17 protein-coding genes are annotated in these 23,357 nt (G+C 58.8%); 6 read left to right on the top strand and 11 right to left on the bottom strand.

The window, feature by feature from the left end; translation table 11 throughout:
- Positions 1 to 2: 2 nt before the first annotated feature.
- On the bottom strand, positions 3 to 1,175 hold the full coding sequence (locus tag QZ869_RS05460; RefSeq protein WP_296103079.1) for a M20 aminoacylase family protein: 1,173 nt from the start codon (positions 1,173 to 1,175) through the stop codon (positions 3 to 5).
- 148 nt (positions 1,176 to 1,323) lie between these two features.
- Here QZ869_RS05460 and QZ869_RS05455 point away from each other — a divergent pair, with 148 nt between their 5' ends.
- Positions 1,324 to 1,995 (top strand): phosphoribosyltransferase, encoded by a 672-nt coding sequence (locus QZ869_RS05455; protein WP_296101090.1) that lies wholly within the window; start codon positions 1,324 to 1,326, stop codon positions 1,993 to 1,995.
- Between the two features lie 76 nt (positions 1,996 to 2,071).
- Positions 2,072 to 2,854 carry a Ku protein gene (locus tag QZ869_RS05450; protein WP_296101089.1) on the top strand — a complete coding sequence of 261 codons (783 nt, stop codon included), beginning with the start codon at positions 2,072 to 2,074 and terminating at the stop codon, positions 2,852 to 2,854.
- A gap of 15 nt (positions 2,855 to 2,869) precedes the next feature.
- Here QZ869_RS05450 and ligD read toward each other — a convergent pair whose 3' ends face one another.
- From ligD to QZ869_RS05405, 9 genes are all read right to left on the bottom strand, one after another.
- A complete protein-coding gene (gene ligD, locus QZ869_RS05445) occupies positions 2,870 to 5,365 on the bottom strand; it encodes a DNA ligase D (protein WP_296103077.1) in 2,496 nt (831 codons plus the stop codon).
- Positions 5,366 to 5,368: 3 nt separating this feature from the next.
- A complete protein-coding gene (locus QZ869_RS05440; RefSeq protein ID WP_296103075.1) occupies positions 5,369 to 6,202 on the bottom strand; it encodes a Ku protein in 834 nt (277 codons plus the stop codon).
- Positions 6,203 to 6,205: 3 nt separating this feature from the next.
- Entirely contained in the window at positions 6,206 to 6,475 is a 270-nt protein-coding gene (locus QZ869_RS05435) for a hypothetical protein (protein WP_296034769.1), read from the bottom strand.
- 75 nt (positions 6,476 to 6,550) lie between these two features.
- Complete coding sequence (locus tag QZ869_RS05430) at positions 6,551 to 6,781, bottom strand: hypothetical protein (RefSeq protein WP_296085882.1); 231 nt, start codon at positions 6,779 to 6,781, stop codon at positions 6,551 to 6,553.
- Positions 6,782 to 6,923: 142 nt separating this feature from the next.
- A complete protein-coding gene (locus tag QZ869_RS05425) occupies positions 6,924 to 8,651 on the bottom strand; it encodes a biotin carboxylase N-terminal domain-containing protein (protein WP_296103073.1) in 1,728 nt (575 codons plus the stop codon).
- Positions 8,652 to 8,668: 17 nt separating this feature from the next.
- Entirely contained in the window at positions 8,669 to 10,264 is a 1,596-nt protein-coding gene (locus QZ869_RS05420) for a 5-oxoprolinase/urea amidolyase family protein (protein ID WP_296103069.1), read from the bottom strand.
- 7 nt (positions 10,265 to 10,271) lie between these two features.
- Positions 10,272 to 11,078 carry a putative hydro-lyase gene (locus QZ869_RS05415; RefSeq protein ID WP_296103066.1) on the bottom strand — a complete coding sequence of 269 codons (807 nt, stop codon included), beginning with the start codon at positions 11,076 to 11,078 and terminating at the stop codon, positions 10,272 to 10,274.
- Positions 11,079 to 11,094: 16 nt separating this feature from the next.
- Entirely contained in the window at positions 11,095 to 11,856 is a 762-nt protein-coding gene (locus QZ869_RS05410; RefSeq protein ID WP_296103064.1) for a 5-oxoprolinase subunit PxpA, read from the bottom strand.
- A 73-nt stretch (positions 11,857 to 11,929) separates the two neighbouring features.
- Positions 11,930 to 13,186: an NRAMP family divalent metal transporter gene (locus QZ869_RS05405; RefSeq protein WP_296103061.1), complete on the bottom strand. Its 1,257-nt coding sequence runs from the start codon at positions 13,184 to 13,186 to the stop codon at positions 11,930 to 11,932.
- 259 nt (positions 13,187 to 13,445) lie between these two features.
- Here QZ869_RS05405 and QZ869_RS05400 point away from each other — a divergent pair, with 259 nt between their 5' ends.
- Complete coding sequence (locus tag QZ869_RS05400; protein WP_296101081.1) at positions 13,446 to 14,111, top strand: GntR family transcriptional regulator; 666 nt, start codon at positions 13,446 to 13,448, stop codon at positions 14,109 to 14,111.
- A gap of 122 nt (positions 14,112 to 14,233) precedes the next feature.
- Here the strand turns inward: QZ869_RS05400 and QZ869_RS05395 are convergent, their stop codons facing one another.
- On the bottom strand, positions 14,234 to 14,953 hold the full coding sequence (locus QZ869_RS05395) for an outer membrane beta-barrel protein (RefSeq protein ID WP_296021121.1): 720 nt from the start codon (positions 14,951 to 14,953) through the stop codon (positions 14,234 to 14,236).
- Positions 14,954 to 15,215: 262 nt separating this feature from the next.
- Here QZ869_RS05395 and QZ869_RS05390 point away from each other — a divergent pair, with 262 nt between their 5' ends.
- The 3 genes from QZ869_RS05390 (at position 15,216) to pbpC (ending at position 23,345) form a co-directional block, all read left to right on the top strand.
- Complete coding sequence (locus QZ869_RS05390; protein WP_296103060.1) at positions 15,216 to 15,755, top strand: GNAT family protein; 540 nt, start codon at positions 15,216 to 15,218, stop codon at positions 15,753 to 15,755.
- A 70-nt stretch (positions 15,756 to 15,825) separates the two neighbouring features.
- Positions 15,826 to 21,267 (top strand): alpha-2-macroglobulin family protein, encoded by a 5,442-nt coding sequence (locus tag QZ869_RS05385; RefSeq protein ID WP_296103057.1) that lies wholly within the window; start codon positions 15,826 to 15,828, stop codon positions 21,265 to 21,267.
- Positions 21,264 to 23,345, top strand: a complete 2,082-nt coding sequence (gene pbpC, locus QZ869_RS05380) for a penicillin-binding protein 1C (RefSeq protein WP_296103055.1) — start codon at positions 21,264 to 21,266, stop codon at positions 23,343 to 23,345. The genes QZ869_RS05385 and pbpC overlap by 4 nt, the downstream gene beginning before the upstream one ends.
- Positions 23,346 to 23,357: the final 12 nt, after the last annotated feature.

Raw genomic sequence — 23,357 nt, 5'->3', positions numbered from 1 at the left:
GGCTATTGCGCCGCCAATTCCTGCTCCACCAGCGTTTTCCAGAAGGCAACGCCGGATGCGATCGCATCATCGTTGAAATCGTAGGAGGTGTTGTGGTGCAGTGCGCCGTCCACGGCAGGTCCGTTGCCCAGCCACACGTAGCAGCCCGGTGCTTCGCTGGCAAAGAAAGCGAAGTCGTCACCGGCAGTGGACGGCGGAAAGGCCGTGCGCACCTTGGCTCTGAACACGCTTCGCGCCGCCTTCAATGCGCGCTCGGTCGCGCTCGCCTCATTGACCACAGGCGGGATGCGGCGGATGAATTCGTAGTTGGCCTCAATGCCAAACATCGATGCAGTGCCGTGCGCCAGACGGCCGATTTCTTCCTCCAACTGATCGCGCACATGAGCCGCATAGGCCCGGGCCGTGCCGCCAATATGGACGAGATCGGGAATCACGTTCAGCGCATTCGGATCCCCCGCCTGAAGCGAGCAGGCGCTGACGACTGCGGGTTGCAGCGGATCGACCACACGTCCGACAATGCTCTGCAGCGAAGCGAGAAAGCTTGCTGCGGCCGTGATCGGATCGCGCCCGAGATGCGGTTTTGCGCCATGGGTACCGACGCCCTTGAAAACCACGCGCCAGCTGTCGGAAGACGCAAGCTGCGGCCCCTCCACCACCGCCATCTCATCAGTATCGAGGCCGGGCATATTGTGCAGACCATAGACCGCATCGCAGGGGAAAAGCTCGAAGAGCCCGTCTTCGACCATTTTCCTGGCACCGCCGCGACCCTCTTCCGCAGGCTGAAAAATGAAGTGTACGGTGCCGGAGAAGTTTCTGGTCTGCGCAAGTACGCGGGCAGCACCGAGAAGCATGACGGTGTGTCCGTCATGACCGCAGGCATGCATCTTGCCCGGTCTGGTCGATTTATACGGTCGCTCCGCGAGTTCAGGCATGGCAAGGGCGTCCATGTCTGCGCGCAGCCCGATCCGGCGCGTGCCGTTTCCCACCTGAAGCGTGCCGACCACACCTGTGATCCCCAGACTGCGATGGACGGAGATGCCCGCCTTCTCCAGCAGCGAGGCGACGATCTGGCTCGTCCGCTCCTCTTCGAAGCCAAGCTCTGGATGGGCATGCAGATCGCGACGCAGCGCCGTCAGATAGGAAAGCTCTTCGGCGGTCATGATCGACGCAGTCATCAGTGAAGTCCTTGGGATTTGTGTGTGGAAGCCGAGCAGTGTTGCCCGGATATCAGAGGTATTTGTAGTGCAAAAGTACGTTGAATTTAATAGGAAATTTAACAGGAATGCAGACGATGTTGAGGAAACAAATGATGGGGAAAGACGCATGATGGAGCCTCACGAGTTCTGGCAGGAGCTACATGAGCCAGGCAGCTTTCCCACCGAAGGAACGAAGGTCGGCTTCTACCCGGTGACGTTGGACGATGGGCGGCAACTGCGTTTGCCGATCCGTCCGCTTGCCGATGGAGCGCATGCGCTGGCCTCCCTGATTATCAATCAGGCCTCCTTCGAGGTGCTGGGGGTGCTGGCGGATGATCTTGCTGCCAAGCTGAAGGCCTTCGAACCGGATGTGGTCGTGGGATTGCCCACCCTTGGCCTGACGCTCGCAAGCGAAGTGGCGCGTCGCCTCGGCCATTCACGCTATGTACCGCTCGGTACGTCGCGGAAATTCTGGTATCTCGATGCGCTCTCGGTGCCGATGTCGTCCATTACGACGCAGCAGGAAAAGCGCCTCTATGTCGATCCCCGCATGCTGCCGCTTCTGCAAGGGAGGCGCGTGGCGCTCATTGACGATGTTATTTCCTCCGGTACCTCCATTGTCGCGGGCCTCTCCCTGTTGGGTGCATCCGGTATCGAGCCGGTCGTCGTTGGTGCTGCCATGCTGCAATCCGAGCGCTGGCGAGAGGCGTTGGAAAAGCTCGACCAAAAGTGGCCACTGCGCGTCCGTACTGCCTTCTCCACGCCTTTGTTGCAGAAAGAAGGAGAGGGCTGGATCTGATAGTCGGGGAACTTCATCTCCGCTCCGGGGATTAGAAGAGGCTGTTGGAAGAAATCGTCGCCTCCGAGGAGTTTCCATGCCGAGACAGACATTCTGGAAAGGTCACCTGAGACTGTCGCTTGTCACGGCAAAGGTGTCACTCACGCCCGCAGTCTCTGAAAGCGGCAAGATCCGTTTCCACGTCATCAACCGCGAAACCGGAAATCGCGTGGAAAGCCGCTACGTGGATAGTGTCACGCACCGGCCCGTAGCGGAAAAAAATCAGGTGAAGGGTTTCCCGAAGGAGGACGGTGACTTCGTGCTTCTCGAGGATGACGAGATCGATGCGGTCGCCCTGGAAAGCACCAGAACCATCGATATCCAGACCTTCGTGCCCGCAGGCTCCATCGATTGGATCTGGTACGATCGACCGCACTTTCTCAAACCGGAAGACAAGATCGGGGCAGAAGCCTTCAGCGTCATTCGTGAAGCGATGAAGGCCAACAAGGTGGTGGGCATCGCCCGCCTGGTGCTTTACCGCCGCGAGCACGCGGTGCTGCTGGAGCCGTCGGGCAAGGGCATCATCCTCTGGACGCTGCATTATGGCGACGAGGTTCGCGAGGCCGTCGATACGATCGACAAAAAGATAAAGATCGACAAAGAGCTGCAAGAGGCGCTGGATAAGCAGATCGACAAGCAACTGACGAATTGGAAGCCGTCTCTGGTACAAGATACCGTGCAGAAAAAGGTACAGAAGCTGCTGAAGACAAAAGCGAAGAGCGGGCCGAAGTCGAAGACAAAGACCTCGCCAGGGCCGGTGAAAAAGGGCGGCAATGTCATCAATATCATGGACGCGCTGAAGAAGAGCTTACAGTCCTAGAAATCCACGTTCATCTTAACCAGGAAGCGGCTTGGCGGATGCCCAGAATTCGGCCCATGGGTTTGTCTTCCTCTCCTTGACGTGCTTCGGCGTGTTCTTCACGTTGAACTCCGCCGGTCCTTTGACAGTGGAAAGCTCGGACCATTCGAGCGGCATCGACACAGTCGCGCCAGCCCTCGCACGAGTGGAATAGGGTGCGACCGCCGTGCTTCCGCGCCCATTGCGCAGATAATCGATGAAAATGCGACCATTGCGTTTGGCCTTCGTTGCGACAGCCAGATATTTATCCGGCTCATCTCTGCCCATGTCAGTCGCAAGCTTTTTCGCAAAACTCTTTACCTTGGCCCAGCCCGCCTTCGGCTCAAGGGGTACGACGACATGCAGGCCCTTGCCGCCGGAAGTCTTTACGAATGCTGCCAACCCCGCCGCTTCCAGCCGGGATTTGAGATCAAGCGCGGCTTCGACCACCGCGCTCCATACCACGTCCTTCCCCGGATCGAGATCCATGGTGATCAAGTCCGGCTTTTCCCAAGCCTTGGTGCTCGAACCCCAAGGGTGAATTTCAAGCACTGCGGATTGAACGAGCGCCATCATGCCATCGAAATCGCTGATGACCACAAGCGGTTCGCCCGCGCGGTCTTTCGGGTCCTTAATCGAACCGATCGCTTTGTTCATACCGCGCCAGGGGTGCTTTTGGAAGAATGTTTGGCCGTCGATCCCTTCCGGGCAGCGGAGCAGGGAAAGTGCGCGATTGGTGACGTAGGGTGCAATATACTCCCACACCGTCGCATAATAGTCTGCCAGGTCTGCCTTGCTAGTCTTCTGATCCGGCCAATAGACCCGCTCGGGATGGGTGAATTTGATCTTCGTCTGTGGTGCCTGTGTTGCGCCATCTGTCTTAGACTTTGTTACGTCTTCCGTCTCCCGGCTGACCTCCTTGGGTGCCTTGTCTTCGCGCAGCCCTTTGAAGGAGGCGTGGCGAAGATTGCCATCGCCGGACCAGCCACGAAACTCGACTTCCGTGACAAGCTCTGGTTTGACGTAGTGAAGATCGCGCCGGGCAAGTGCTGTCAGCTTCTGCGAGAAGGGACTTTCTGTCTGTGTCAGAGGTTTGAGCCTGTTAAAGATCATCTCTGCGGTCGCGCCGGTGAAGCCGGTTCCCACCCGGCCGACATGCCGAAGCTTGCCATTCTCGTAAACGCCAAGCGCCAGAGAGCCGATAGCCTCGTCCGATGAGGAAGACAGCGTATAGCCTCCGATGACAAATTCCTGACCGCTGCTGCACTTGGACTTAATCCACTGTCCCTTGCGCCCGGAGACGTAGGGAGACTCGGCGACCTTAGAGATGACACCTTCCAGTCCAAGCGAGCAGGCATTCTGGAGAACCTTTTCTCCGTCCTCTTGAAAATGCGCGCTGTAGCGCAGCACAGGGTCGTCGGAGGGTAACAGTTTTTCCAGCAACGCCTTGCGATCCACAAGTGGCGCTTCCTGCAGGTCCCGGCCATCCAGATAGAGCAGGTCGAAGAGGTAGTAGCGAAAACGATCATGCCGACCCTCGCTAAGATCGGACTGAAGTGCGGAGAAGTCGGAAACGCCACTTTGCTTTTCGACAACCAGTTCGCCGTCGATGATGGCAGTTTCCACCGGCAGTGCGGCGAGCGATTGGCGGATGGCCTCTCCGAATTTCTCCGTCCAGTCCAGCCCGCTACGGGTGAGGAGCACGACCTCACCCTTCTCGATCCTGGCCTGCAGACGATACCCGTCGAACTTGATTTCGTGCAGCCAACGAGATCCTTCCGGCGCCCGGTTCTTCAAGGTCGCCAAGGCGGGCTTTATGAAGGAGGGCATTGCAGCCTTGCGGCTGCCCTTTGGGAAATCATGCACCTGTTTGCTGACGGTCCCCGCGCTTTTGGCCTTTGAAGACACCGGCTTGGAATTCCAAGTGTCCTCGGGTTTTTTCGCCACCTGCTCGATGCTGCGACCGGTCTTGACGGAATCGGCAGCCTTGTCGAGCAGATCGATTGTGTCGCTGGCCTCTTCGTCATGCGCCTTGATCAGCAGCCAGTTTTCCCTTTTCTCGTCTGGTTTTCCCTTCATCCGTACCAGATGCCAGCGGCCCTTCAGCTTCTCGCCGTCGAGTTCGAATTCCATGTGGCCTTTGCTATAGGCCTTCTTCGCATCGCCGATTGAAGACCAGGTGCCGCGATCCCAGACGATAACTGTGCCGCCGCCATACTGTCCCTTCGGAATGGTGCCTTCGAAGTCCGCATAGCTTAGCGGATGATCCTCGACATGAACGGCAAGCCGCTTTTCATTCGGATCGAGACTCGGGCCTTTGGTCACCGCCCAACTCTTCAGCACGCCGTCCATTTCCAGGCGGAAATCGTAGTGCAGCCGCCGGGCATCGTGTTTCTGCACCACGAAACTGTTGCCGGCGGTGGCAGCCGCTTCGCCTTTCGGCTCCGGCGTCTTGTCGAATTTGCGCTTCTGATTATAGGTTTGAAGGCCCATGGATCAACTTGCCTTCTTGCTTTTGGCGGTGCCGGATGACTTGGGCTTGGTAGCCTTTTTGTCAGAGGCACCGGCGCTCTGGCGCAGCGCTTCTTTCAGATCAATGACGTTATCGCGCTTCTCGGGCTCGCGCTTCTTGATCGTCTTGCCTTCGATTTTCGCCTGCACGAGTTCTGTCAGAGCATCATTATAGCGGTCGCTGTAATGCGACGGATCGAACTTGCCTGCCCGCTTCTTGATGATGTGACCTGCAAGTTCCAGCATCTCATCATCGAATTCGATATCGGGAATGGATTTGAATGCGGCGGCTTGCGAGCGCACCTCGTAATCATAGTTCAATGTCGTGGCGATCAGCGCATCGCCATCGAGCCGGATCAATAGCATTCGGTTCCGGCGAAAGAGTATCGCTTCCGCAAGTGCCGCGACCTGGCGGTCTTTCAGCGTTTGCGCCAGAAGCGATAGGGCTTCACGGTCCTCGTCCGTGGAAGGCGAGAGGTAATAGGGCTTGTCGAAATAGAGCTTATCGATTTCGGTACAATCGAGGAAATTCTTGATCCGGATTGTCTTGTTGGCATCTGGCAACAGCTCGGCAAGCTCATCGCCCTCTATGACGATATGATCGCCATTCTCAAGTTCGTAACCTTTAACCTGTTGGTCGCGCTCGACCTTATCGCCAGTTTCACTATCCAGGTACTGTCGCTCGACACGATTACCCGTTTTGCGATTAATGATGTTGAATGAGATTTTCTCCGACGACGAGATGGCTGTGTAGAGTCCGACATCGCACTGAAAATCAGCGAATTTGATGCTACCTCTCCACACGGCTCTCGGGGCCATTTGTCAGCTTTCTTGCACTTTGGATCGGTCGGAACGATCCCGCTCGATGATGCGCTCTACTGCGACCAGATCGTCCTGCGAGAACGCCGGGACGGGGTCAGAAGTCATAGCCTCCATCACCTCCGGCGATAGTCCGCCGTGGCGAGCGACCCATTCCATCGCTTCACGCGTGTCTCGCTCCGCCTTTAATTGCGCATAGAGCGCCACGATCAACCGGTCGCGAATGTCGGGTTGATGGTTCTGCGCCTGTGCGGGTCTAGCGGTATTTGCCATGTCTCTTAAATTCGGCATGGCATCGAAAGTTCCCTGAACACGAGCTTCGCCAGGTGGAGGGGGTTTCCTGTGCTCCTAGCCCCGGAAATCGCCCTCGTTCATTTCACGCTCGTCGTAATTTACGTCCCAGTCCTTTTCAGGCTTTTTTTCACCCGGCGGGAGTTTGTTGGCTGTCGCGTCGTCAGATCCAGTAATGACAGTGGGTTTGGCGCTTGCAACGCCGTTATTGCCCGAGGTCTTTTTGCCCGGCGCAAATTGCGGTTTTGCATCCGCATGGATCTTGTCGACTTCTTTCTCCGAACTCATGGGAACCTCCGTTGGTTGATGGGCCTAACCTCGGAGTGTGGGATGTGTTCCCTCAGGAGAACGTGACAAAGGCGCGATGTTGATTGTAGGCGCACAGAGTGTTGGGGAAAGGGCGGAGTTTGCGCCTTTCCCCCAAGCGCGATCAATCGATCGACATTAGCGCGGCGCCAGCCTGGAGATAATCGCCTTCCTTGACCAACAGGCGGATCTTGCCGCTTTTCGTGGCAATGATTTGCGTTTCCATCTTCATGGCTTCCATCACCGCCAAGAGGTCTCCCTCGGAGACGCTCTGCCCATCTTCAACCTTGAAGGATTGCAACGTGCCTGAAACGGGAGCGGCGATCTCGCCATCCTTTTGAACGGCTGCGCTATCCGAACCAATCGGAGATACGGTGCCGACTTTGCCGAGGGCGGAGAGGAGAACGGTGGGTAGACCCACGGAAACGCGCTTGCCATCGATTTCGAGGTAGGTGCGTTGGATGGATGGATCTTCTGCTTGGACAGGGCGCTCCATCGCATGCGGCATTGCGGCGAAGTCGGTTTCGATCCAGCGGGTGTGGACGTTGAAACGATCCTTGCCTGCAAAGTCGTCCGACTCCAGCGCCGCACGGTGGAAAGGCAAAACGGTCGCCACACCTTCGATCTTGAACTCTTTCAGGGCACGGCGCGCGCGTTGCAACACTTGCTGGCGATTTTCACCGGTGACGATCAGCTTCGCCATCAGAGAATCGAACACGCCAGGCACGCTTGAGCCAGTCACGACGCCGCTATCGAGACGAACGCCAGGGCCGGCGGGCGGATCGAAGAGTGTGATGGCGCCGGGTGTGGGCAGGAATCCACGGCCCGGATCCTCGGCGTTGATGCGGAACTCCATCGAGTGGCCGCGAGGTTCCGGCGTCTCCAGAACACGCAGCGACTTGCCTTCGGCGATGCGGAACTGTTCGATGACCAGATCGATACCTGTCGTTTCCTCGGTAACGGGGTGCTCAACCTGAAGGCGGGTATTAACCTCCAGAAACGAAATCGTACCGTCGACGCCCAGCAGAAACTCAACAGTGCCAGCACCGCTATATCCAGCTGCAGCACAGATGGCCTTGGCAGAGGAGTGGATCTTCTGCCTTTGCTCGTCCGAGAGGAAGGGAGCAGGCGCTTCTTCGATCAGCTTCTGGTTTCTGCGTTGCAGCGAGCAGTCACGGGTACCCAGCACCAGCACGTTACCGTGCCTGTCGGCCAGAACCTGCGCTTCGATGTGGCGCGGCCGATCGAGAAAACGTTCGAGGAAGCATTCGCCACGACCGAACGCGGCCGTCGCCTCTCTGACGGCGGATTCATAAAGGTCGGCTATCTCTTCCATTTTCCACGCAACCTTCAGGCCGCGTCCACCGCCGCCATGGGCGGCCTTGATGGCGACCGGCAGGCCGTGTTCTTCGGCAAAGGCGATGACTTCTGCCGCGGTGTCCACCGGACCGTCGCTCCCAGCAACGAGCGGCGCGCCGACGCTCGTCGCGATGCGTCGCGCCTCGACCTTGTCGCCCAATGCTTCGATCACCTTCGGGTCAGGGCCGATCCAGATCAGGCCTGCATCAAGCACGGCTTGCGCAAATTCGGCGCGTTCGGACAGAAAACCGTAGCCGGGATGGATGGAGTCCGCACCCGAACGCTTCGCGATGGCAATCAGCTTGGGGATATCGAGGTAGGTTTCCGAAGGGCGCACACCTTCCAGCGCATAGGCCTCATCCGCCATGCGCACGAACACCGCATCCTGATCCGGGTCGGCATAGACGGCGACAGACTGGAGACCGTAATCCGCGCAGGCGCGAATGATCCGGACAGCGATTTCGCCGCGATTGGCAATCAGAACTTTCTTCATCGCTATTCTCCTCGGATTCAAATGTTCTTGGCTGTGATGTCGGCGAAAGGCCCGATCGGGCGGAACTGGATTTTGGCATTGACGGGGATCTGCCCCGCGAGATCGAGATGATACTCCGCCACGGCTCCGATCACCGGATAGCCGCCGGTCAGCGGATGATCGGCAAGGAAGAGCACCGGCTGGCCGCTATGGGGAATCTGGATTGCGCCTGTGGCGGTGCCCTCACTCGGCAGTTCTGCGCTATCGCGGCGTTCCACAGGAATCTCACCTGCCAGGCGAATGCCCACGCGGTTGGATTGCGGTGTCACCTGCCAGAGTTGGTTTGTCAGCGTCTCGATACCCCTCTGCGAGAACCAGTCGGTGCGCGGACCGAGAACGACGTCGAGCGTGACAACATCGTCTACGGACGGCGGTTCGAAGCTCGCAACTTCATCGATGGCAACGCTAGACAGCGTCTTGGCTTCGCTTTTGAGCGGCAGGATCGCGCCAGCGACCACCGGCTTAGGCCCGACGATGGCCAGCGTATCGGTAGCGAAACTTCCCAGCACCGGCTCGACGTCAAAGCCGCTGCGGACGGAGAGATAACAGCGCATGCCCTTGGAAGGTTGGCCAAACGTGACCACGTCGCCGGACTCAAGCGAGATCGGCGTGTATATATCGGCTGTGAAGCGCCCGTGTGCCGTCTCGATGGTAATGGGGCAGGGGGCTCCGGCAAGAGCGATCACGGCCCGGCTCGAGGCGCGGAAGGAAAAGCCGCCGAGCGTCAGTTCCAAACAGGGCGTGTTATGTGGATTGCCGGTGATGCGGTTTGCCGCATTGAAGGCGCCGCGATCAAGCGCACCGGAGGCGGAAACGCCTTGACCGGTCTGTCCGAAGCGGCCGAGGTCCTGAAAAAGCGCGGGCATGGGTGCTGTAAGCACTTCGAAATGTGGTTTTTCTCTCGACGGTTCGGTAGCCTGCTTCGCAGGAGCAGACGCCGGTAGGCTGATCTTTCCCGTCACCTTGTCCATGTCGACAAAACGGACCCGGTAGCCTGGCTGGAACAGCGCGCCGGGATCTCGGTCGATGTCCCACATTTTCACCGGCGTTGTGCCGATGATCTGCCAGCCGCCTGGACTGTTTTGCGGATAGACTCCGCTGAAGGCACCCGCCAGCGCCACAGAGCCCGCCGGAATGCGCGTGCGCGGGCTTAGACGCCGCGGCACATGCAGCGCCGGATCGCCACCAACAAGATAGCCGAAGCCCGGTGCAAAGCCACAAAAGGCGACAGTGAACTCGCTCTCCGTATGGCGGCGAACAACTTCATCAACACTCAGTCCCGTCAGACCTGCGACATCGGCAAGGTCTTCGCCATCGTAACGAACCGGGATTTCAACCAGTTGATCCGAAGGCGGGATCTTCGCCGTCAGGTCGCGACGGGAAAGTTCCGCGGCTAGCGCTTTGCGATCGATCTTTTCCGGACGGAAGCGGATCATCAGGGTGCGGGCCGCTGGAACGGTCTCCTCGACGCCGTCGACCGGATCGTTTTCGAGAGAGGCGAAAAGCGCAAGCGTCTCATCAAGATCGGCTAGTTCGACCAGGATCGTCGTGAGACTGACGGGAAGAAAACGCATCATATCCTCACGCGTGATAGGCGGAATCGGGAATATCTGTGATGAACATATGGCCCGGCGCATTGGTGATGGCAAAGGGCACGCCAGACGCCATGACCGCCGCCTGCGGGGTCACGCCGCAAGCCCAGAACACCGGCACTTCGCCGGGCTCGATGCGCACAGGATCGCCAAAATCCGGCTTCGCGAGATCGGTGATGCCCAGTTCCTCTGGCATGCCGATATGCATTGGTGCGCCATGAACAGCCGGGAAGCGACCGGAAATCGTCGCCGCATCCGCAACCCGCGATGCCGGGATCGGCCGCATTGAGACCACCATATTGCCCTTCAGGCGTCCCGCAGGACGACAGGCGCGGTTCGTCAAATACATGGGAACATTGCTCTTGTCCGTCATGTGACGGATTTCGATACCCGCTTCCACCATCGGCGTTTCAAAGGTGAAGCTGCAGCCGATCAGGAAGGCCACCATATCGTCGCATTCGGCCCAGGCCGACGTGGCATCATGGGTTTCCTCAGCGAGCTTGCCATCACGCCAGATCCGGTAGAGCGGCAGATCGGTCCGTAGATCAGCACCGGGCGCCAGAAGCGTGGTGGGTGAGCCGGGATCGGAGACGTCCAGTACAGGGCAAGGCTTTGGATTGCGCTGCGCATAAAGCAGAAAGTCGAAGGCCCAGTCGCGCGGCAGCACGATCATGTTGGCTTGCGTGAAGCCCGGCGCGATACCGGAGGTCGGCTGCACGAGACCGGCGCGGTAGCTGGCGCGTGCTTTTTGTGCAAGCTCGACATTCTTGGCGGTGTGCGATGTAGGGATGGTCATTGGCCGCTCCTATCGTTCAAGAGGTGAAAGAGCGAACGGCAATACCGTCCGTTTCAAACCGGCGGCGAATTTCGCGTGCAATATCGACCGCGCCTGGGCTATCGCCGTGAACGCAGATGGATTGCGCCTCGATCTTGATGATGCTTCCGTCAATGGCTTCCAGCGTTCCCTGGCGGGCCAGTTGCACCATGCGGTCGGCAATTTGATCGGCATCGTGGAGGACCGCACCCTTCTCGCGACGGGACACGAGTTGTCCATCCGGCGTATAGGCACGGTCGGCAAAAGCTTCTGCCACAACGGAAAGTCCCGCCTTGCGTGCCAGATCGAGAATTGGCGCGTTGGCGAGACCCATCAGCACCAGCGATGGATCGACGGCTTTGATGCCGTCAACGACGGCCTGTCCCTGCTTGGAATCGTGGGCGATGCGATTGTAAAGCGCACCGTGTGGCTTGACGTAGCGAACCGTGGTTCCAGCGGCAGCGGCAATGCCTTTCAGCGCGCCGATCTGGTATATCACGTCAGCGATCAGATCCTCCGGCGTTACGTCCATATCTCTACGGCCGAAGCCGACGCGGTCAGGATAGGACACATGCGCGCCGATCACCACGCCATTGGCAGTTGCCGCCTTCACGGTCTTGAAAATGCCGGTCGGATCGCCCGCGTGAAAACCGCAGGCAATATTGGCGCTGGAGACGATGGAGAGCATCGCTTCGTCGTCGCCCATGCTCCATGCGCCGTAGCTTTCGCCAAGATCGCTGTTGAGGTCGATATGCGCCATGGTGGTGTTCTCCTGAACCGTTTTGGTAAGCGTGGCCACCCGGGGCGGCCACGTGTTTTTTGTCACAGTCTTATCAAAGACCGAGCAGGCCGAAGATCGTGCCAGCAGACTTGTAGCCCATGTACCATGTCAATGCGCAGGTCAGGACGCCGAGGCCGAGCAGGACGCGGGAGTAGCGATGACCGCCCATCAGGTCTTCACGCTTCCATGCGGCGAAAAGGAAGATGCTAAGGCCAATCGGCAGGATCAGGCCGTTCAGACCGCCGACGAAGACCAGCATGGCCGCAGGCGGCGTGGTGATCAGAATGTAGGCGACGAGCGACACGGCAATAAAGATGACCGTCGCGATGTTGCGGGCGCGCTCGCTCATGTCCTGCTTGAAGACTGGCAGGAATGAAACGGAGGTATAGGCCGCCCCAATGACGCTCGTGATCGCGGCTGCCCAGAAGATGATGCCGAACAGACGGAAGCCGAGATCACCCGCAGCCGAGCGGAATGCCTGACCGGCCGGGTTGGCCGCCTGGCTGGAGGTATCGATGATGACACCGCTGGCGACGACGCCGAGAATGGCAAGAAACAGCACGTAGCGCATGATGCCGGTGACGGCGATACCCGTCAGTGCTGCGCGGTTGACGGCGGGTAGATTTTCGATGCCGACCATGCCGCGGTCCAGCAGACGATGAGCGCCGGAATAGGTGATGTAGCCGCCAACGGTGCCGCCCACGATGGTGGTAATCGTTGCGAAATTGATCGTGTCCGGCAGGAACGTCTGGCGGAACGCATCACCGACGGGCGGTGCAGAAACAAACGCGACATAGAGCGTCAGCACGATCATCACGATCCCAGCGAATATGATGAAGCGGTCAACCGCCAGGCCAGCGCGCTTGGAAAGGAAGATGGCGATAGCGAAGACCGCGCTGATAGCGCCGCCGATCTTCGGGTCGAGGCCAAACATGGCGTTGAGCCCAAGGCCGGTGCCGCCGATGTTGCCAATGTTGAAGAACAGACCGCCGATAATGACCAGGATGGCGAGAAGATAGCCTGATCCCGGAATGGCTGCATTGGCAATGTCGGAGGCGCGCATACGCGTCAGTGTGACGATGCGCCAGATGTTGAGCTGGACGACGAAGTCGATGAGGATGGAGGCAAGAATGCCGAAGGCGAAGGCGGCGCCCAACTGCGTCGTGAATGTCGCCGTCTGTGTGATGAAGCCTGGGCCGATGGCCGATGTCGCCATCAGGAAGATGGCAGATAGCAGTGCAAAGCGTCTGGAGTTTGTTTTGGACGCAGCCGCGTTCGTGCGGCCGGGCATTTGCTCGGTCTGCTGCATGAGAGTTTTCCTGTTCTTATCGTCACCCGCCCCTCGCGGATGCTTATCAGGTCATCATGGATGGTTTGTTTGTGATGTCAATATTGTTCAACAATTTTTTTGTTTTGTTCATTCATATGCCGTTTCTCAGGTCAACAGTGACGTCTTGGACAATACTTCCTCGTCCTGGCGGCGCAGCCGTTAAAGCCGTTGAAACTATTGCTTGATTCCTCCAGTCTTTTGTTATCTGAAGACCGCGCAAGAAGAAGCGAGGAAGCCTGTGACAGACACACGTGAAAGCATGCCGCTGTCCGACTGGATCGCCAAGCGCATCCGCCTCATGCTGATTTCGGGCGAACTCAGACCGGGTCAGCGTATATCGGAAGCAGCCTTCAGCGAGCATCTGGAAGTGTCACGCAATTCTCTGCGTGAGGCCTTTCGCATCATGACGAAAGAGGGTCTTCTGCGGCACGAGACCAATCGCGGCGTTTTCGTGCAGACGCCGACCATGGCTTCGATCATGGATATTTACCGCGTGCGGCGCATGCTCGAGTGCGGGGCGCTCCGCAAAGCGTGGCGCCTGCATGAATCTGTCAAAGCCATGCGCCAGGCGGTGGAGGAGGCCAAGCAGAAGCGCGAGCAGGAGCTTTGGCTCGAGGTCGGCAGCGCCAATATGGCGTTCCACTCCGCTGTGGTCGCGCTTGCCGATAGCGAGCGATTGAGCGAGCTTTATGAAAGGGTGTCGGCCGAGCTTCGTCTGGGCTTTGCTCTCATTGAGGATCCGCGTCTGCTGCACTCGCCCTTCGTCGACATGAACGAGGAGATCGTCACTCTGTGCGAAGAGGACAGGTTTGCAGAGGCAAGCGAGAAGATGGAAGACTATCTGGTGATCTCCGAGAACGGTCTTCTAAAAGCCTTTGGGAAACTTTCCAGCAAATCGAGATAAAGTGCGCGGCGCTTTGGGTTCGCTCTCGCACTAGCGCTATTCGACTTTCAAACCACTCGCCTCAACAAAAAAGGGACCGCGCACGGCGCGATCCCTTTTCATTCGGAGCGACCGTTGTTCGATCAGAACTGACGACGGAAGCCGGCGGTGATGGCGTGGCTCTTGAAGTCTGTGCTGGAAACCGTGCCGTCTGCTGCGGTGAAGTCGAAGTTGTCCGCACCCGTGTAACGATAGCCGATATCGAAGGTGGTGTTGGCAAACAGCGCGCTGTCACGCAGGAAGGAGATGGTGTTCAACTCGATGCCCACGCCTGCATCCAGATGGTATGCAAATGCCGTGTCGCTGTCGTTCATGATCACGCCAGGACCAGCTGTGCCCTGATCACGAAGCTTGAGGTTCATCGCGCCAATACCGCCACCGAAGTAAGGGGTGAAGGCCGTGCCGGTCGGAACGTCGATGTAGCCGTTGACGTAGCCCTGGAAGTTGCGGGCGGAGCCGAAGGAGCCAGCAGCGCCCACGCCGTTCACCGTGTGCGTATCGACATCCGAGCGGCCGTAACCGACTTCAAGTTCCACGCGTGGGGAAACGAAGTCGTAAGAGCCGAAGCTGTAACCGGCGCGAAATGCGCTGTAGTAACCGACATCGTAATCGGTGTTGACGCCAGCGCCAACGATCGAGAAGTTTGTGTCGTCCATAAATGTCAGGCTGTTCAGGCTACCGATGTAGAAGCCGCCTGGATCGGCAACGACTGCCGGTTCGGTCTGAACGGCAAGGTCAGCCGCATAGGCGGTGGTAGAAGCAAGCGCTGCCATGAGTGCAGCAAGCTTGAAGACGTTTCTCATTTGAAAACCTTTCTGAATCAGCCCCCGCCGAATGCCGTGACACTGCGCGCGAGTTCCTCCTGTGTCCACGACGTCGCATTCAATTAGCAGATGATTGCAAGCTGAAATCCTCGATCCGTTGCAAGGCGGCAACGAATGGAGGAGTTGACGTAAGGGCAGCCGAATGACCAAGCCTGCTCGACATAATGTTGTTGTTTTTTCAACGGATGGCCGTGCTCGCCAATTTGTTGGCACCAGAAGGTGCCACTCTCAGGAGACGTAAATGGACGAGATTAGAACGACACGTTTGGCTCTCAGAAACTTCAAGGCGGAAGACGCGCAGGACCTGCTTGCCTATTTGCGCGATCCGCGGCCGAACTGCTTTCTCTCGCAACGGCTTCAAAACCTCGAAGAGGCCGAGGCAGAAGCAAGCAAGCGTGGCGGCTCCGATGACTATATTGCAGTCTATTCCACCGAGCATGACAGGGTGATCGGCGATCTCTTTGCCATTGCCGATGAGGAGGGTGATACGCTGTCCGTTGGGTGGAATTTTAATGGCGACTATGCCGGCTGTGGCTACGCGCAGGAAGCGGCTCGCGCCCTGTTTCGCTGGCTTTTCGTCGAGAGGCAGATACGTCGCCTCTACGCCTACGTCGAAGATAATAATTATGCCTCTCAGAAGCTATGCGAGAGGCTCGGGATGCGCCGCGAAGGGCTGTTCCTGGACTTCATTTCCTTCACCAAGAACGAGGCTGGACACCCGCTTTACGAGAATACAATGCAATATGCACTTTTGCGCCGGGAGTGGCAGGCGCAGACATAAGGCTCCGTTGACAAAGAAGCTTGAATAGGACCAAAGTCGCGCCGATCATTGTGTTTTCGGGGAGAGACCGATGTCCTTTCGCGTCGTTTCGCACGCTTTTGCTCTTGTTCTTGCCGCTTTGACCGCATCTCCGCTCCTGGCACAGGATGCGACGCGCAAGGTGGTGACGACCGCAAATGGCGACTATTTCGGTTTCGATCTGCGCACCGAGCAGAATGTCTCGCTCGACCAGTGCAAGAGCATTTGCATCGATGACAAGGGCTGCAAGGCCTTCACCTATAACCCCAAGGTGAAGTGGTGTTTTCTGAAGTCGGATTACAACCAGCTTAACGCCTTTCCGGGCGCTGTCGCCGGCAAGATCGTCGAAGCAGCCAGCGAGCCAGACCTTGGCGCACCGCAGCGTCTCTCCTTCGTCGAGGACAGTCTCTACCAGCAGGCGCGAAAGCTGAAGGCCAACCTGCCGCAGGCCGATGACACGCAAGGGCTTGATGCCCTGCTGTCGCAGGCCCGCCAGCAAGCGGTATTCGACATCCCGCAGGCTGTGGAAGTCTATAAGTCCGCGCTTTCTCTCAACCCAGAAAATGGTGATCTGTGGGCTGAACTTTCCTCCGTCGAAGCGAAGGTCGAAAACAATTATGAAATTCTCGGCGAGGCACCAGCGGCAGCGCTCAACGCCTACCAGTTCAGCCGAACGCAGAGCGCTCGGTTGACGGCGCTGAACCGGCTGGCTCAGGCGTTCGAGAAGGGTCAGAACTATCGCGCGGCGCTGAATTCTTACAAGGCAAGCCTTGCGCTTTCGGATGTCGCCAAGACACGCACGGCCTATAACGATCTTCGCACCCGCCAGGGCTTCCGCGTCGTTAACAACACGGTTGACAACGATAGCGTGACGCCGCGTGCCTGCATTCAGTTCTCAGAGCCCCTGGTCAAGAATGCCGATTATTCGCCCTTCGTAACACTCGATGGCGCTGCGCCAAAAGCGCTCGAAGCCAAGGGCAGCGAGATTTGCGTGGAAGGTCTGACCCATGGGCAGAAATACAAGATAGCCCTTCGCGCCGGCCTGCCGTCCTCCGTGGAAGAGCCGCTGGAGAAGCAGGTTGATCTCGACATTTACGTGCGCGACCGCGCAGGCTCGGTGCGCTTCACCGGCGATAACTTCGTGCTTCCCGGCACGGCGCGTCGCGGCATTCCGCTCGTCTCGGTCAATATCGATCATGCGGATTTGAAGCTTTATCGTGTAGGCGATCGCAACATCACCTCGCTTCTGGCCAATTCACAGTTCCTTACCCAGATGGATGGCTATGGCGCCGAAAAGATCGAGAACGAGTTGGGGGAACTCGTCTGGCAGGGCGGGATCGATATCCAGACCGAACTGAACAAGGACGTGGTCACAAGTTTCCCGGTGGACGAGGCTCTGCCGGATCGCAAGCCCGGTATTTATGTCATGACTGCTGTTCCGCCCGGCACGGCTCCGGAAAACTGGGACGCGCGCGCCACTCAGTGGTTTCTGATTTCCGATACTGGCATCACCACCTATGCCGGAACCGATGGTCTCAATGTTTTTGTGCGGGCTCTGAGTACGGCCGAACCATTGAAAGGCGTCTCGCTTCAGCTTCTGGCCAAGAACAACGAAGTGCTCGGTTCCGCCACTACGGATGGCCAAGGCCGTGCAACATTTTCCGCAGGCTTGATGCGAGGTTCTGCAGGACAGGCGCCTGCCATCATAACAGCGCGCAATGGCGAAAAGGACTATGTCTTCCTCGACATGACACGCGCTGGCTTCGATCTTTCCGACCGCGGCGTGACCGGTCGCGCCGCACCCGGTGCCATCGATGTGTTCAGCTGGACGGAGCGCGGTATCTACCGCGCTGGTGAAACGGTGCATGCATCCGCACTTTCGCGCGATGTCGAAGGCAATGCGATCGAAAACCTGCCGTTGACATTTATCTTCTCGCGCCCTGACGGCGTCGAGGATCGGCGCTTCGTCAGTGATGGCAAGGCGCTCGGCGGTCACGCGGTAGATCTGCCACTTCAGGAATCTGCCATGCGTGGGCCCTGGACGATGCGGATTTACACTGATCCAAAGGCCAGCGCGATCAGCGAAAAATCCTTTCTGGTCGATGATTTCGTTCCTGATCGCACCGAATTCGAGCTGACCAGCGCATCGAAGGAGATCGATCCGGCGGGTGAGACCGAGATCGACGTCGATGGCCGCTATCTCTATGGCGCACCGGCGGCAGGACTTGAGCTGGAAGGCGAAGTGGCGCTGAAGCCGACGCGCACCAACCCGGCCTTCGAAGGCTACTTCTTCGGCCTTGCGGATGAGGAGACGGAAGAGGAAAGCCGCACGACGCTCGATAATCTTCCTGCCCTGGATGAAAACGGCAAGGCAAGCTTCCCGGTGGAGCTTGGTGATCTTCCCTCAACCACGCAGTTCCTGTCGGGCAACATCACGGTCCGCATGCGCGAGGCGGGCGGCCGTGCGGTGGAGCGTTCGCTGACATTGCCGGTGAAGTCCGACGCCAACATGATCGGCATCAAGCCGCAATTCTCGGGGGATCTGGCGGAAAACTCCATCGGCCGTTTCCATGTGATCAGCCTTGCGCCAAATGGCAGCAGGCAGGCCATGAAGGACCTCACCTGGAAGCTGATCAAGGTCGAGCGCAATTATCAATGGTATCGTCAGGGCAATTCCTGGCGCTATGAGCCGGTGGTTCATACCAAGCAGGTAGAGACCGGTACGCTTTCCGTAACATCGGATGGTGCGGAGATTTCCGTTCCCGTCAACTGGGGCCGTTACCGGCTGGAGGTAGAAGCCCCACAAAATGATGGTGCAGTCTCCAGCGTGGAATTCGATGCTGGCTGGTTCGTCACCGCAAGCTCGACCGAGACGCCGGATGCGCTGGAAATCGCGCTCGACAAGCAAAGCTATAAGGTCGGCGAGACCGCCAAGCTTCAGGTCACCTCCCGTTACGCCGGACAGTTGATGGTGGTCGCAGGTTCCGAAAAGCTGATCTCGGTGCAGAATGTCGAGATCGGTGACAAGGGCGGCGAAGTCGAAATCCCGGTGACCGAAGATTGGGGCGCTGGCTCCTATGTGACGGCAACCCTGTTCCGCCCCGGCGATGCGCAGGAAAGCCGCATGCCGATGCGCGCCATTGGCGTGAAGTGGCTTGCGGTCGATCCGGGCGAGCGCAAGCTCGGCATCGCGCTCGATCTTCCCAAGCAGACATTGCCAAGACAGGCGCTGCAGATTCCGGTGCATGTCTCCGGTGCGGGTGCTGGGGACAAGGCCTATGTGACGATTGCAGCCGTGGATGTCGGCATTTTGAACCTCACCCGCTACGAGCCGCCGAAACCGGATGAATGGTATTTCGGCCAGCGTAGGCTTGGGCTTGAAATCCGCGATATCTATGGCCGCCTGATCGATGGTTCGCTCGGTGCCACTGGGCGTCTCAGAACCGGTGGCGATGGCGGGCAGGTTGCGCTGCAGGGCAGCCCGCCGAAAGAGAAGCTCGTTGCATTTTTTGCCGGTCCGGTTGAATTGGATAGTGAGGGCAAGGAGACGGTCAGTTTCGATATTCCGCAATTCAACGGCACGGCGCGGGTCATGGCGGTTGCCTGGACCAAGACCGGAGTCGGCCATGCGGTTTCGGATGTCGTCATTCGCGATCCGGTGGTTGTGACTGCCAGCGCACCAAAGTTCCTCAGCCCAAGCGACGTGTCGCAGTTGCGGCTCGACATTGCCAACACCGATGGCGAGGCAGGTGATTACAAGATAGATGTCACCAGCAACATGGCTGTGACCGTGGATCAGGGCGAATTCTCTGAGGTAAAGAGACTGGAGAAGGGTGGGAAGACGTCCCTGACAGTGCCTTTGACGGGCGAATTTCCCGGTGAGGGGGAGATCGCGATCAGGGTCAGCAATGCCAGCGGTATTTCGCTGGAGCAGGTGCTGATCATTCCCGTGCGTCCATCGGTTCTTCCGGTCACGACACGCCGCAACATCAAGATTGCGCCGAACAGCAGCCTGACGGTGGACGGCAACCTCCTGGCCGATAGCTTGCTGGTTGGCTCGTCGGTGTCGGTCAACGTCACCCGCTCTCCTGCCTTCGATGTTCCGGCACTGATGATGACGCTGGACAAGTATCCCTATGGCTGCGCCGAACAGACGACGAGCCGGGCGCTGCCGCTGCTTTACGCGTCCGAATTGATGAAGGACAGCGGTGGCAAGGACGATCCGGAACTGCGCAAGCGTGTGCAGGATGCGATCTACCGGGTGCTCTCCTTCCAATCGAGCGCAGGTAGCTTCGGTCTCTGGTCGCCGGGCGAAGGGGATCTATGGCTGGACGCCTACATCACCGATTTCCTGACGCGGGCACGTGAGCAGTCCTACGATGTGCCGGAAGCGGCCATGTTGCAGGCACTGAACAATCTACAAAATGGGCTCGCCTATGACAGCAATGTCAAGGATCGCGGCAACGAGATCGCCTATTCGCTCTACGTTCTGGCGCGCAACCGCAAGGCTGCGATCAACGATCTGCGCTATTATTCTGATACGGCCTTGAACGAGTTCCCGACGCCGCTAGCCAAGGCTCAGGTTGCGGCAGCACTGTCTCTCTATGGCGATGCGGCACGCGCCAAATCCGCCTTCGGAGCCTCGTTGACCATGGCCTCTTCCAGCGCGAACGTGCCGCTGGCGCGCGCCGATTATGGTTCAGCGTTGCGAGATGGTGCCGCCTCTCTGGCGCTGGCGGCAGAAAGCCGTCCGGTTCCGGCGGTCGTGTCTCAGCTTGCGGGCGTCGTTGCCAAGGATTTCGAGTCAAGGAGCTATACCAGTACGCAGGAGCAAGCCTGGATGGTTCTGGCCGCCCGTGCCTTGAAGGGCGAGGACAAAGATATTCGCCTCGATGTGAACGGCACGTTGCAGCAGGGTGGCTTCAGCCAGCGCCTGAGCGGCGATGAATTGCTTAAGGCACCGCTCAACGTCACCAACGCCTCGGCTAACCCTGTCACGGCGGTCGTTACCACCGTGGCGCCGCCGTCCAAGCCCCTGCCGGCGGGCGGCGACGGCTTTACCATCGAGAAGACCTACTACTCGATGGATGGCGAGGAGGTGAATGTCAGCGAGGTCGAGCAGAACCAACGATACCTTGTGGTGCTGACTGCCATTCCGCAAAATGACTGGCAGGCACGCATTCTCGTCACCGATCTTCTGCCAGCCGGTTTCGAGATCGATAATCCGAGCCTCGTCAACAGTGCAGCGCTTGCCAACTTCGACTGGTTGCCGGAAACGCAAGCGGCGCATACGGAATTCCGTTACGACCGCTTCGTCGCGGCTTTCGACAGAAGTGCGGGCGATAGTTCGGAAATCACGCTGGCCTATGTGGTACGTGCCGTAACGCCCGGTACCTATGACAACCCGGCCGCGAGCGTGGAGGACATGTATCGTCCGCAGTTCTCCGCCCGTACCGCGACGGGCCGCATGGAGGTTCGCGCAGCGCAGCAATGAGGGGTTGGCACAGCTTTTTCTTAGGCTTTGCTCTGGCGGCGTGCGTAACTGGCGCCGCCATGTATGGGCTTGATCGTCTGGATCGTGCCTATCCGCCCCCGTTGGAAAATGCCCGCCTTGTTTCGCAGGAACTGGTGGATGCCGATGGCAATCTTCTGCGCGCCTTCGCTACGCCGGACGGACGCTGGCGACTGCAGACCACTGCCTCAGAGGTCGATCCGCAATTTATCAAGATGCTGATCGCCTATGAGGATCAGCGGTTTTACGACCACCACGGCGTCGATATCCAGGCGCTGGGACGCTCCGCGTGGCAGTTGCTGACCAATGGCCGCATCGTTTCCGGCGCGTCTACGCTCTCGATGCAGGTGGCACGGCTGATCGAGCCACGCGCCGATCGTTCTTTCAGCGCCAAATTCCGCCAGATGCTGCGCGCCGTGCAGATCGAGCGCCGTTTAAGCAAGCACGAAATCCTCGAACTCTATCTCAACATCGCGCCCTATGGCGGCAATATCGAAGGCGTTCGCGCAGCAAGTCTCGCCTGGTTCGGCAAGGAGCCACGGCGGCTCGATACGGCAGAGGCGGCGCTTCTGGTGTCGCTACCGCAACTTCCCGAAAAGCGAAGACCGGATCGTTTTCCGGACGCTGCCAAAGAGGCTCGCGAGCGCGTGCTGCAAAGGCTCGCTGTCGCTCGCATTGTTGGGGAAGGAGAAGCCGAACGTGCATCCGCCACAGCTGTTCCCAGGGATCGTTTGGCGCTGCCTGCCTTCGCTCCGCATTTGGCGCAGGCTGCGCGGACAAAGTTTCCAAGCCAGCATGTCATCGGTTCCACGTTGCGGCGCGGCATCCAGAACGAGCTCGAAGCCTTGGCGCGACATGCAGCAGACAGGATTAACGACAAGGTGTCGGTCGCCATCGTCATGGCCGATAGCAGCACCGGCGAAATTCTTGCAGACGTCGGCTCCGCCGGTTTTCTAGATAGCGACCGTCGTGGCTGGGTGGAGATGAGCCGCGCCATCCGCTCACCGGGCTCGACGCTGAAGCCCTTCATCTACGGGCTTGCTTTCGAAAATGGCCTCGTCTCGCAGGAGACGATCATCGAGGATCGCCCGGCGGATTTCTCCGGCTATCGACCGCGCAACTTCGATATGCAGTATCAGGGCGATGTCAGTATCCGCCAAGCCCTGCAATTGTCTCTCAACGTGCCTGCGGTCAAGCTGCTAGATGCCGTCAGCCCAGCCGCTTTGATGGTGCGCTTCAGGCGCGCTTCCGTCAATCTTACGCTTCCCAAGACCGAGCCACCAGGGCTTGCCATCGCGCTTGGCGGCGCTGGCATCTCTCTGGTCGACCTTGTTCAGCTTTATGCCAGCCTGGCCAATCAGGGACAGCCTGTGAAGCTCGGCGACGGCGTGAGAAACAAGCCGGAGATGCTGGATGTCGAGCCTGTCTTTTCCCGTAGCGCAATCTGGAACGTCACCAACACGCTGTCTGGCGTTCTGCCGCCGCTCGGCATGAAGCAGCGCGGCATCGCCTATAAGACCGGCACAAGCTACGGCTATCGCGACGCCTGGTCGGTCGGTTACGATGGCCGATATGTGATTGGGGTCTGGGTGGGGCGCGCCGATAACGGCTCCGTTCCCGGCATTGCCGGTTACGCGACTGCAGCCCCTATACTTTTCGATGCCTTTGCCAAGTCCTCCGTGGCGGTCACGCCCTTTGCACCCGCACCAAGCGGCGTTTTAAGGCTGAGTTACGGCGACCTTCCTGCCAATCAGCGCCGCTTCACCACAACATCCAGCGGACTTCTCTCATCATCCAGGCGCGAGTCTTCGCCTTTGATCGTCTATCCGCCGGAGGGTGCTCGGGTCGAACTGTCAGATAGCACAGGCGCAATTTCGCCGCTGGTCCTCAAACTTCAGGGTGGCCGTGCGCCGTTCCGCTGGCTTGCCAATGGCAAGCCGCTGCCGGATCTCACGCGCAAACGCAGCAACGAGTGGCAGCCGGAGGGTCAAGGCTTTTCCACGCTGACCGTCATCGACGCCGATGGCCGGGCGTCGAGCGTGCGCATTTTCGTTCAATAGAGCGGATTGCCG

The organism is uncultured Agrobacterium sp., from assembly GCF_913777885.1.
Taxonomy (GTDB): Bacteria; Pseudomonadota; Alphaproteobacteria; order Rhizobiales; family Rhizobiaceae; genus Agrobacterium.
This window is presented reverse-complemented; position numbering and strand designations above follow the sequence as displayed.